This window comes from Luteibacter sp. SVR4-7G, assembly GCF_056755555.1.
Genome location: NZ_JBPGXO010000070.1, coordinates 1 through 11904, shown reverse-complemented (window position 1 = coordinate 11904; position 11904 = coordinate 1). Strand labels below are relative to the sequence as shown.

General features: G+C 65.5%; 9 protein-coding genes. 6 read left to right on the top strand and 3 right to left on the bottom strand.

Going from position 1 to position 11904, the window contains the following annotated elements:
• Positions 1–80: 80 nt before the first annotated feature.
• From ACR9ZH_RS17830 to ACR9ZH_RS17820, 3 genes are all read right to left on the bottom strand, one after another.
• On the bottom strand, positions 81–1136 hold the full coding sequence (locus ACR9ZH_RS17830; protein WP_481292104.1) for a glycosyl hydrolase family 18 protein: 1056 nt from the start codon (positions 1134–1136) through the stop codon (positions 81–83).
• A complete protein-coding gene (locus ACR9ZH_RS17825; RefSeq protein ID WP_481292103.1) occupies positions 1133–2755 on the bottom strand; it encodes an alpha-L-fucosidase in 1623 nt (540 codons plus the stop codon). Before ACR9ZH_RS17825 ends, ACR9ZH_RS17830 begins: the two co-directional genes overlap by 4 nt.
• 71 nt (positions 2756–2826) lie before the next feature.
• Positions 2827–5526, bottom strand: coding sequence for a TonB-dependent receptor (locus ACR9ZH_RS17820; protein ID WP_481292102.1), 2700 nt, complete (start codon positions 5524–5526; stop codon positions 2827–2829).
• Between the two features lie 334 nt (positions 5527–5860).
• On the opposite strand from ACR9ZH_RS17820, the gene ACR9ZH_RS17815 reads away from it, so the two are divergent.
• The 6 genes from ACR9ZH_RS17815 to ACR9ZH_RS17790 are packed head-to-tail and all read left to right on the top strand — an operon-like array spanning position 5861 to position 11798.
• Complete coding sequence (locus ACR9ZH_RS17815) at positions 5861–6886, top strand: aldo/keto reductase (RefSeq protein ID WP_481292101.1); 1026 nt, start codon at positions 5861–5863, stop codon at positions 6884–6886.
• Positions 6883–7707, top strand: coding sequence for an amidohydrolase family protein (locus ACR9ZH_RS17810; RefSeq protein ID WP_481292100.1), 825 nt, complete (start codon positions 6883–6885; stop codon positions 7705–7707). Before ACR9ZH_RS17815 ends, ACR9ZH_RS17810 begins: the two co-directional genes overlap by 4 nt.
• Positions 7704–8465 carry an SDR family oxidoreductase gene (locus tag ACR9ZH_RS17805; RefSeq protein ID WP_481292099.1) on the top strand — a complete coding sequence of 254 codons (762 nt, stop codon included), beginning with the start codon at positions 7704–7706 and terminating at the stop codon, positions 8463–8465. Before ACR9ZH_RS17810 ends, ACR9ZH_RS17805 begins: the two co-directional genes overlap by 4 nt.
• A 12-nt stretch (positions 8466–8477) precedes the next feature.
• Positions 8478–9338, top strand: coding sequence for a fumarylacetoacetate hydrolase family protein (locus tag ACR9ZH_RS17800; RefSeq protein ID WP_481292098.1), 861 nt, complete (start codon positions 8478–8480; stop codon positions 9336–9338).
• Positions 9332–10651, top strand: a complete 1320-nt coding sequence (locus ACR9ZH_RS17795; RefSeq protein ID WP_481292097.1) for an enolase C-terminal domain-like protein — start codon at positions 9332–9334, stop codon at positions 10649–10651. Before ACR9ZH_RS17800 ends, ACR9ZH_RS17795 begins: the two co-directional genes overlap by 7 nt.
• A gap of 4 nt (positions 10652–10655) precedes the next feature.
• Positions 10656–11798, top strand: a complete 1143-nt coding sequence (locus tag ACR9ZH_RS17790; RefSeq protein WP_481292096.1) for an alpha-hydroxy acid oxidase — start codon at positions 10656–10658, stop codon at positions 11796–11798.
• The last annotated feature ends 106 nt before the right edge of the window (positions 11799–11904 follow it).

The following is an 11904-nucleotide window of genomic DNA, read 5'->3' as shown; positions in this document are numbered from 1 at the left end:
GCCGTGACTTGGAGCTGGCGCGCCAGCTTGGGGGCTGGCGCAAAAAGCTGTCGCGCGCTGCGCACGCTCCTACACGGGGTTTAGCGCACCGCGTCTGGCAGCTCGTCCCAGATCTTCGGATCTTCGGCGCCCAGCACCCAGGCGCAGAACCCCTGCAAGCCATACTGTTTCGTTACTTCATAACGGTCGCGGAAGGCCCGGGCGTCCGGCAGGAACACCCATTCGCGCATCTGGTCGCGATAGAACCAGAACCAGGACTCGTGCTCCACCGGATCCCACTGCATCGTGGCGTGGAACTGCTTCGCCAGCGGGAAGGACTCGTCGGCGTCGATGTACGCTCCCATGATGTTCGACTTTTCCTTGCCGTCCTCACCCACCGGGTTACCCGCGAACCAGTGGTAACCGTACAGGCCGATGCCCAGCGACAGCTTCTCCTTCGGCACCACCTTCAGCGCGTACTGGAGATGTTCCATCACCCAGGGCATGCCTGCGACCGGACCCGGCGTGGTCCAGCGCGTGTGCTGGTCGTAGGTCATGAGGCAGACCAGGTCGAGCACCTTGGCCAGTTCCTTCAGATCGTAAGCGCCACGCCAGTATTCCCACATCCACTTGCCGAAGGCACCCTGCCCTGCATGGCCAGGCGCATTGGGGACCACCGCCATGGTGAGCTGCAGACCATGCTTGTGCAGGGCCTCGTAGGTCTGCCTGGTCAACAGCGTGAGGGCAGCGCGATCCGTCCAGGCGATGTTCTCGAAGTCGAACTGGAAGCCGGTATAGCCGTGCTCCCTCGCCTCGTCGATCATCGAATCGATCATGTGCTTCTTGGCCGTCTCGTCGCCGAGCAGCGTGTGGAACTTCGCCCGGTCGCCGCCCGCCGAGATGATCGGCATTACCGGAAGCCGATGCTTCTTCGCCAGGTCGAGGACGTAATCGTTGGGGCCGCCGGACACCAGACCGTGCTCGTCCACGCCATACCAGGTAGGCACGAGCAGGTCGATCTTGTCGACGTGGGCCTCGAGCGAGGCGATCGATTTCTGCGTGTTCATCATGTAGAACAGCGCGACCGGCGCCTTGGCGAAGGCGGCCAGCGGCAACCAGAGCAGGCAGGCCAGCAGCGGGAGTATCCGTCGTTTCATCGGGGGACCTTGGTGGGGTTCGTCGTCGCCAGCGTGATGCGGAAGACATATGCATCGCTGCCGACGGGCTGGAGGGGAAGGCGCAGGTGCAGGCCGGCGGCATCCTGGGAGAACGGCACGTTGCTGCCATCCGCGAGCAGCTCCACGCGCGTCACCTTGTCGGCGGGCTTGATCGACTGCACGGTGGCCGCCCCCTTGGCGGGCCAGCCCAGTTCGATCGCATAGAGCTTGCCGTTGGCGGTGGTGAAGCGGAAATCCCTGGCCGTATACGGCTTGGTCTTGGTGTCCTGGAACGTACCGCCGACCACTTCGGTCGGGCCTTCGCCATAGACGCGCCACGGCTTACTGCCGTAGATGGCCTCGCCGTTGGTCTTCAGCCAGTGACCGATGCTGTGCAGCGTATCCTGCGCTCCCTGTGGGATGGTGCCATCGGCGCGAGGCCCGATATTGAGCATCAGGTTGCCGTTCTTGCTGACCACGTCGGCGAGCAGGTGGATGATGAAAGTGGGCGCCTTGTAGGTATCGTGCTCGACGTAACCCCAGGAGTCGTTGCTGATCGAGGTATCGGTCTGCCAGTGGGTTTCGTGGATACCGGTAAGCTGGCCGCGCTCGATATCCAGGGTGCCAGCGCCTTCGGGAAGATCGCCAAGCTTGTAGTTCACCACCACGCCGTCGCGCTTGGCGCCGTCGTTGTAGTAGTACGAAAGCAGGGTCGGCAACGTGTTGCGGAAGGTCGGGTGCCCGATCCACCAGTCGAAATAGATCAGGTCCGGATGGTAATCGTCGATCAGCTCCGTCGTGCGCGCCAGCCAGTCGTCGAGCCAGGCTTGCGAGACATGGGTCCAGTCGTCGGCCAGGTTCTCGTCATGCACGCTGAGATGATCCACCGCCGGCCCGTACAGCTCCGCATTGGCCGGATCGTTCACGTCGGAATCGAAGTGCCGGCCACCGTCGAAGAACCAGTCGTGTTCCGCGCGATGCGACGAGAGGCCGAAGTGCATGCCCTGCCCGCGCACCGCCGTCGCCAGCTGGCCGATGATGTCCCGCCCGGGGCCTTTCTTGACCGCCGTCCAGTCCGACAGCTTCGAGTCGTACATGGCGAAGCCGTCATGGTGTTCTGCCACCGGCACCACGTACCTCGCGCCCGCCTCGCGGAACAGCGCGGCCCACGCAGCGGGGTCGAAATGCTCCGCCTTGAACATCGGCACGAAGTCCTTGTACCCGAAGCGCGACTGCGGCCCGTAGGTCGCCACGTGATGGGCAAACTCCTTCGTGCCCTGCTTGTACATGTTGCGCGAATACCACTCGCTGCCGAAGGCCGGCACCGAATAGACGCCCCAGTGGATGAAGATGCCGAACTTGGCATCGTCATACCAGGTGGGGGAGCGGTAGCCCTTCAGCGATGCCCAGTCGGGCCGGAAGGGTCCATTCGCCGCGCTCCCGCGCACGTGTTCGAGGATCGCCCTGCGCTCGGGAGCGAATTTCGCCGCAGCCTTTTGCCAGGCCAGGTCCTGCTGCTCCGGCGTCAGCTTGCCGGCGGTAGGCGCCGTCGCCTCACCGGCATATGCATTGCCACCGAGCAGCAGCGCGATCGCGAGGAAGCCCAGTCGTCGCAGCATGAATCACTCCTTTCATGAAAAAAGACCGGCGGTGCCACAGGGAGGGACACACCGCCGGTCGCGCGCAAAGCTTACAGCTTGAAGTTCAACGTCATCGAGTACGTGCGGCCGCTCTTGTACTCACCGATGGGCGCGTACTTGATGTCCGCGTACTGGTAATACGTGGAATCCAGCAGGTTGGTGGCGCTTAGGGTGATGCCGGCCCATGGCGTGATCTGGTACGAGGCGCTGAGGTCCAGTTCCTTGTACGCATCCGCGAACACGTTCGAGTTCAGGCGTCCTACCTGGGTGAAGTACGGCGAACGGCGGCTGTAGTTGATGCGGGCCGACCAGGGGCCGTGCTCGTAATACGGGATGATGTTGATGGTGTTCTTGGAAAGGTACGGGAGATTGAGCTTATCGCCCGCCGCATTGGTCTGGGTGGTGGCCTTGCTGTAGGTGTAGTTGGTCTGGATGCCGAAGCCGAGGCCGATATCCTGCTGGTAGATCAGCGAAAGGCCGGACACCTTTGCGTTCGATGCGTTCACCGGCGAGGTCACCGAGTACAGGTTCGTCTGGCCGGTGGTCGGGTCGGTGATCGAACGCTCCGATGTCGTGGTGACGATGTAGCTGTCGATCTTGCGTACGAAGCCTTCGAGCGACAGCAGGCTGGCCGGTGCGAAGTACCATTCCGCGGAAGCGTCGAAATTGGTGGACTGGTAGGGCTTCAGGTCCGGATTGCCCGCGCTGGCCGTGAAGTTGCCCGTGCTCGCACCGCTGAGCGACGTGGCGCCGGCCAGGTCGCCGTAGCGCGGACGCGCGATGACCTTGGCGATGGACATGCGCAGCACTTTGTCCTCGTCCAGGTCGTAGGCGAGATTGAACGTAGGCAGCGGCTTGTAATAGTGCGTGGTGGAGGTCGTGCGGTTATACGTGCCGGGAATAGTGTCGCTGCTTACGTAATAGGTCGACGTGTCCTTCGTATCCACATAGCGCACGCCCACGTTGCCGCGCCACTTGCCGGACTCGTAGTTCACCTGCAGGTAGGCGTCCTTGGTGACTTCCGCCACGCCGAACATCGCCGGGTAGTTCAGCGTGTACGGACCTTGCGGCTGCCCGTTCAGATAGGAAACGACGGCGCCCTTGCTTGCCGTCGGCCAGTCGGTGAGGTCGCCGCTGGCATGCAGGCCGTCGAACAGACCGCCCGGGGTGCTGCCCGGATCGAAGTCCAGCAGCGACACCGGATCGGTGGTGTTGATGCGGTTGCCGCGCGAGTTCGTGCCGTTGAAGTGGTTGGTGTACTTCACCCCCATCTGGATCTGCTTGATCGGGCCCCAGTCCAGGTCGCGCGAGGCATCGAACTGCGCATAGCGCTCGCGGTCCTTCGTGGTCTCGTAGTAGATGCCGCCCGCCTGGTTCTGGCCCGGCAGGGACGTGTCGCCTGGCGGCGAACCGGCCGGCGAACCCGGCAGGCCCCAGTTGGCAGCCGATCCGTTCTGGTAGTTCACGCTCGTATTGCGGCCGTCGTAACCGAAGTTGTACCCGCCGTTCTGCAGCAGGTACTTCATGAGGTACTCGGGGTCCTTGCCGCCGCTGGCGCCGGTATAACCCACCTGGCTGGTGAATACCCAGGCGTCGCCGTTGAAGTCGTGGCGCAGGTTGATGCTCTTGGTGGAGACCTCGGTCTTGCGGTAGTTCGCGTCCAGCTCGGCGTAAGGCTGGCCATTGCCGGTGGTGGACGAGACCGTGCCCGAGGTGATGTAGCCATTGTTGACGTTGATGTCGGTCAGCTTGTTGAGGTCGCCACAGCCCGGGCAGACATAGCGCGACTCGCTGAAGTTGTTGTACTTGCCCTTGACGTACAACCCGGTCAGGTTGAACTCGTTCTTTTCGTCCGGACGCCACTGCAGGGCGGACTGGATGCCATTGCGCTCGCGCTCCTGCTGGAAGTACGCGCTGTTGATGCCGACCGGGATCTTCGCGTTGGCGTAGTTGGGATCGCCGGTGACGTTGGGATTGCCGGTGATGTTCGCGCCTGTGGTGTATCCAAAGAATTCGATGCCTGCGCGCGACAGGTCTTCCTTGTCGTGGGTGACGCTGGTCAGGAAGCCGAACGTGCTATCGGCGTTCTTCCAGCTCCACAACGCTGAGCCGCGCGGATTGCCTTCCTGCGAGCGGTCGTTGTAGTTGTAGCCGAGCGAGCCGCGCAGGGTATTCGCGGGAAGGTCCAGCGGTTTGCGCGTATGGATGATCACCGTGCCGCCGATGCTGCCCTCGTCGATGCGGGCCTCGGGCGACTTGTAGACCTCCATGTTGCCGATGATCTCGGGTGAGAGCAGCGAATAGTTGAACGTACGTCCGCTTGTGTCGGTGGGGTTGCCGCCCCAGTCGCCGGAGGCGATGGTCTGCCCGTTCAGCAGCACGCGGTTCAGCGCGGCGTCGGTGCCGTTGACGCTGATCTTCTCGCCTTCGCCGAACTGCCGATCGACGGTGATGCCCGGGAGATGGGAGAGGGATTCCGCGGCATTGGTATCGGGGAACTTGCCGATGTCGGTCGCGCTGATCGCGTCTACGACGGCATTGGCGTTGCGCTTGATGTCGATGGCCTTCTCGAGGCTGCCGCGGTAACCGGTGACGGTGACCTCCTGAAGCTGCTGGGCCTGCTTTTCGGCAGCCTTCTGCTGCGCTGTTTTCGGTTGATCCGCCTGGGCGGGTGCCGCGTCCTGCGCCTGGGCTACCGCGGCGAGCGCATACAGGATGCTCGCGCACAGCAAGGTCTTGCTGATCGTCATGGATGGTCTCCCCAAACCTTTCGTTCCGGATGCACACGCTCGTCCCCGGCAGGGCGGCGCATGCTTGGCATGTATGAAAACCACGCCGCTGGCGGCGGCGCGGGGCACTTTGCTACTAGGCGATCCGTGCAGGGACGGCGGTCGACCCCTCGCCGACCCGTCCACCCTGTCCGGGTGCGCGTTTCCGGCACCCGTTCACTGGCGAACTGAGTATTCAGATATGTTCCGACCTGTACAAGTTGCAATGCAACATGGCGAAAAACCTCTTCTTGGCGCTGGACAAGTTCACCTATAAACGTAATATCCATATCTGTTCAGTGCCTGGGGAGCCTCGATGTCGTTGCCGAACACCGGCCAGAAACCAGCCGCGCCGCACGGGCGAGGGCCCCGGCCGCTCTCGCCGCTGGCGTTCGGCGGCGCACCGGTGGGCAACCTCTACAGCGCGGTCGATGACAGGGAGGCGGAGAACGCCATTCGCCATGCCTGGGAAGGCGGCATACGGCACGTCGATACGGCGCCCTACTACGGCTTCGGCCTCAGCGAAACGCGGATCGGTAAGGCTCTTTCGGGGGTGCCGCGGGAGAGCTATTCGTTGTCCACGAAGGTCGGCCGGGTCATCGAAGACGCCGAAGGCCACCGTGGCCGGGACGACGGCTTCGCTGTCGACGGGCGCGTTGCACGTTTCGACTACAGCCGTGCCGGCGTTCGACGCAGCCTCGAAGCGAGCCTTGGCCGCCTTGGCGTCGACCATGTCGACATCCTTTTCCTGCACGACATCGGCGCACTCACCCATGGCGACCGTCATCCGCAGGTGCTGGCGCAGGCGCTGGACGAGGCGCTGCCGGAGATGGCGAGGATGCGCGAGGAAGGCCTCGTCGGCGCCATCGGCATCGGCGTGAACGAGGAAGCCGTCTGCCTCGAGGTGATGCCGCGCTTTCCGCTGGACGTCCTCATGCTCGCAGGGCGTTACACATTGTTCGAGCAGGACGCGAGCAAGGCCGTCATGGAGCGGGCGGCGGCGAATGGCGTGTCGGTGCTCGTGGCGGGACCGTACAACTCGGGGCTGCTGGGTGCCGCGGACGGTCCGGGCGATACGTACAACTACGCACCGGCCTCGGCGGAAGTCCGCGCCCGTGCGCAGCGGTACTACGACGTCTGCCGCCGCACCGGTGCCGACGTCGGCGCGGCGGCGTTGCAGTTCCCCCTCGCCCATCCGGCCGTAGCCGCTGTCGTTTGCGGACTGCGGTCCGCAGCCGAAGTGGACGCCGCTCTGCATCGGCAGCGTGCCACCGTACCCGCCGCCACCTGGACCGCGCTGCGCTCGGAAGGCCTGATCGATCCCACGGTACCTACGCCATGATCGTGGACGCCCATCGCCATTACTGGGATCCGTCCCGGCTCCATTATGGCTGGCTCGCCGGCGCCCCTGTGCCGCTGCGCCGCGCTTTCCTGCCTGGAGACCTGGCAGACGACACGGATCCCTGCATCCTCGTGCAGGCCGCGCCGGACGAGCGCGAGACGCGTTTCCTCTTCGCCCTGGCACGCAAGTATCCCGGCATCCTGGGCGTGGTCGGCTGGGTGGACATGGAAGCCATCGACGTCGCGTCGCGCCTGGACTGGCTCGTCGCCGACGGCGGCGGCCTGCTCTGCGGCATCCGGCCGATGGTGCAAGACATGGCGGATACGCAGTGGCTGGCCTCCCCGGCGCTGGACATCGCGTTCGAGCACGTGCGCGACCGCGGCCTCGTGTTCGATGCGCTGGTCGACGAGCGTCACCTGCGGGTGCTTTCCGATCGCCTGGCGAGGCACCCGGGGCTGCATACGGTGATCGACCACGCCGCGAAGCCGGACATCGCCGGCGGCGGCTTCGCCGCATGGGCCACCTCGATCGCCCGGCTCGCGCAGATGCCGGACGTGTACTGCAAGTTCTCCGGCCTGCTGACGCTCGCCGATGCCGGCGCGGGCCCGCGTGCGCTCGAGCCCTATGTCGCCCACCTGTTCGAAACCTTCGGCGCCGACCGCCTGATCTGGGGCAGCGACTGGCCCGTGCTCACCACGCACGCCACCTACGACGCGTGGAAGGCCTGCGCGCGCGACTTCGTCCTGCGCCACGCACCCGATGCCGAGGCTGCCGTGTTCGGTGGCAACGCGCTTACCGTTTACTCGAGGAATCCGTCATGACGTCACCCTCCCATGCCGGCCGTCTCGCCGGCAAGCGCGCCCTGGTCACCGCGGCCGGTGCCGGTATCGGGCGCGCCACCGCGCTGGCGTTCGCAGCGGAAGGCGCGGCCGTACTGGCGACCGACATCGATGCCGCCGCCCTCGCTTCCCTCAGCGCGGAACACCGATCGATCACGGTCCGTACGCTCGACGTGACCGATCCGGCGGCGATCGCGTCGCTTGTCGCCGAAGCCGGGGTCATCGACGTCCTGTTCAATTGCGCCGGCTACGTCCACGCGGGCACCATCTTGGACACCGACGACGCAAGCTGGCGCCGCTCGTTCGCCATCAACGTGGACAGCATGTTCCATACCTGCCGGGCGGTGCTGCCCGGCATGCTCGAGCGCGCCGCCGGCAGTATCGTGAACATGTCCTCGGTGGCCTCCAGCATCAAGGGTGTTCCGAACCGCTTCGCCTACGGCACCACGAAGGCCGCCGTGATCGGCCTCACCCGTTCCATCGCCGCGGACTACGTGGCGCGGGGCGTGCGTTGCAACGCCATCTGCCCCGGCACGGTGAAGACGCCATCGCTCGCCGACCGCGTCCGCGCCCTCGGCGGCGACGAAGAGGCCGTATGGCGCGGTTTCACCGAGCGCCAGCCCATGGGCCGCCTAGGCGACCCGCGCGAAATCGCCGCGCTGGCCCTCTACCTGGCCTCCGACGAATCGTCGTTTACCACCGGCACCGTCCACGTCGTTGACGGCGGCTGGTCGAACTAAGGAGGCACTGCGATGAAACTCGCCCGCTACGGCACACCCGGTCACGAGAAACCCGGCCTCATCGACGGCGAAGGCCGCCTGCGTGATCTTTCCGGGGTCGTGTCCGACCTCGCCGGCGACGTCATCGGTAACGAGGGTCTGCGCCGCCTCGCCGCCATCGATCCCGCCACGCTCCCCCTCGTGGAAGGAAACCCGCGTTTCGGCGCACCGGTGGCCGGCATCGGCAAGATGCTCTGCGTCGGCATGAACTACGCCGACCACGCGGCCGAAACCGGGGCGCCGGTCCCCGAGCAACCGGTGCTCTTCATGAAGGCCACCACCGCCATAGGCGGCCCGAACGACACCGTGGTGATTCCGCGCGATTCGGTGAAAACCGACTGGGAAGTGGAACTGGGCGTGATCATCGGTGAAGTGACCCGCCATGTACCGGTGGAACAGGCCCTGGAACACGTGGCCGGGTACGCCGTCATCAACGACCTCTCCGAGCGTGCGTTCCAGCTGGAACACGGCGGCCAGTGGGTGAAGGGCAAGAGTTGCGACACCTTCGGCCCCATCGGCCCCTGGCTGGTCACCCGCGATGAGGTCCCCGACCCGCAGAATCTGTCCCTCTGGCTCGAGGTAAACGGACACCGCTACCAGAATGGCAACACGCGCACGATGATATTCGGCGTGGCCCAACTGGTGAGCTACATCAGCCGCTACATGACGCTGATGCCGGGTGACGTCATCAGCACCGGCACGCCCGCCGGCGTGGGCCTCGGGCTGAAGCCGCCTACCTACCTCAAACCGGGCGACGTGATCGAACTGGGCATCGCAGGGCTCGGCAGGCAACGGCAGGATGTCGTGGCCTATGGAGATCGAAACGCATGGTGACGATCACGGCGCTGGATACGTTCGACGTCCGCTTCCCCACCTCGCTGGACCACGATGGGTCCGATGCAATGAATCCAGACCCGGACTATTCCGCGGCCTATGTGGTGATGCGCACGGACAGCCCCGACGGCCTGGCCGGCTATGGACTCGTGTTCACCATCGGACGGGGCAACGACGTGCAGACCGCCGCGCTGGCCGCACTGGAGCCGATGGTGATCGGCCGCCGCGTCGAGGACATCGTCGAGCACCTGGGCGACTTTGCCCGCGAACTCAACGGCGATTCGCAGCTGCGCTGGCTTGGTCCCGAAAAGGGCGTGATGCACATGGCCATCGGTGCCGTGATCAACGCGGCATGGGACCTTGCTTCGCGGCGTGCGGGAAAACCGTTGTGGCGGTTCATCGCCGACATGACGCCGGAGCAGATCGTCGACCAGATCGATTTCCGCTACCTCACCGACGCGCTCACGCCTCACCGCGCGCTGGAAATCCTGCGGGCGGCGGAGCCGCACAAGAAGCTGCGCATCGCGCAACTGGAGGCGGAAGGCTATCCGGCCTACACCACGTCGCCCGGCTGGCTCGGTTATACCGACGAAAAGATGCAACGCCTCGCGCGCCAGGCCGTCGATGATGGCTTCCGTACGATCAAGCTCAAGGTGGGCCTGCGTCTGGAAGACGACATCCGCCGTTGCCGGCTCGCCCGTGCCACCGTGGGGCCGGACGTCGCCATCGCCGTGGACGCCAACCAGCGGTGGGATGTGGGTAGCGCCATCGAGTGGCTGAAGCCGCTGGAGAGCGTCGGCCTGGCATGGGTAGAGGAGCCGACCAGTCCCGACGACGTGCTCGGTCACGCGGCCATCCGCCAGGCGGTGGCGCCTACGCCCATATCTACCGGCGAGCATGGCCAGAATCGCGTGCTGTTCAAGCAGCTGTTCCAGGCCGGCGCCGTGGACCTCATCCAAATCGACGCCGCCCGCGTGGGCGGGGTGAACGAGAACCTCGCCATCCTCCTGCTCGCCGCGCACTTCGGCGTCCGCGTGTTCCCGCATGCAGGGGGCGTGGGCCTGTGCGAGCTGGTGCAGCATCTCGCCATGGCCGACTTCGTCGCGATCACGGGCAAGAAGGAAGATCGCGCCATCGAGTTCGTCGACCACCTGCACGAACACTTCGTCGATCCGGTGCGCATCGTGAAGGGCCGCTACATGGTGCCAACGGCGCCGGGCTTCTCCGCACAGATGCTTCCTGCGTCGATTCGCGACCACCTGTATCCCGACGGCATCGTCTGGCAGGGCGTCGCCCTGGCGACAGGCAGCTGACGCGATGGCCGCGCCGGTCACGAACATCGCCGACCTGCGCGAACTCGCGCGCCGCCGCGTGCCGCGCGCGTTCTTCGAATACGCTGACCGCGGCTCGTACGACGAAGTGACGCTGCGCGAGAACCGCCGCGCCTTCGAACGCCTGCGCTTCCGTCAGCGGGTGATGCGCAACGTAGACCATCGCTCGCTGGCCACGACGGTGCTCGGCCAGCCCCTGAGCATGCCGCTGGCGATCGCGCCCACCGGGATGGCGGGCCTCCAGCACGGCAGCGGCGAGATCCACGGCGCGCGCGCCGCGGCGAAGGCGGGCATCCCCTTCTGCCTCAGCACGGTGTCGATCTGTTCGATCGAGCAAGTGCGCGCGGCCACCGGAACGCCGTTCTGGTTCCAGGTGTACGTGATGCGCGATCGCGGGTTTACCCGCGAACTCATCCAGCGTGCGCGTGCCGCCGAATGTTCCGCCCTGATGCTCACTGCCGACCTCACCGTACAGGGGCAGCGGCATCGCGAAATCAAGAACGGCCTGTCGGTGCCCCCGAAGCTCACCTTGCGCAACCTGTTCGACATCGCCAGCAAGCCGCGCTGGGTGTGGAACGTATGGCGCGCGCCGAGCCGTTCCTTCGGCAACCTCGACGGGCACATCAAGGGCGCCGATAGCCTGACCACCCTCGCGCAATGGATCGCCGCCCAGTTCGATCCGACCATCACCTGGGACGACCTCGCGTGGATTCGCGAGCTGTGGCCCGGGAAGCTCATCGTCAAAGGCATCCTCGATCCCGAAGACGCGAAACTGGCCGTGGCGCATGGCGTGGACGCCATCGTCGTATCCAACCATGGCGGCCGGCAACTCGACGGCGCGCCGGCGAGCATCGACGTGCTGCCCTCCATCGTCGAGGCCGTAGCCGGGGGCACCGAGGTCCTGTTCGACAGTGGCATCACCAGCGGCCAGGACCTGCTCAAGGCCCTTGCCCTCGGCGCACGCGCCGGCCTCATCGGCAAGGCCTTCCTTTACGGCCTGGGCGCCAACGGCGAAGCCGGCGTCACCCAGGCCATCGAACTCATCCGCAAGGAATTGAGCGTCTCGATGGCCCTCACCGGCGCCCTCGACGCCACCTGTGTCTCATCCGACATCCTGTGCAAAGGATGATCGCCGTTTGCTGTGGGAAGCGCGCTGGCGCGCGAACGGCCCCCGCCGTTATCCCTCCGCGCACCAGCGCGCTTCCCACGCTCCATGCTGTCTCTTATACACATCT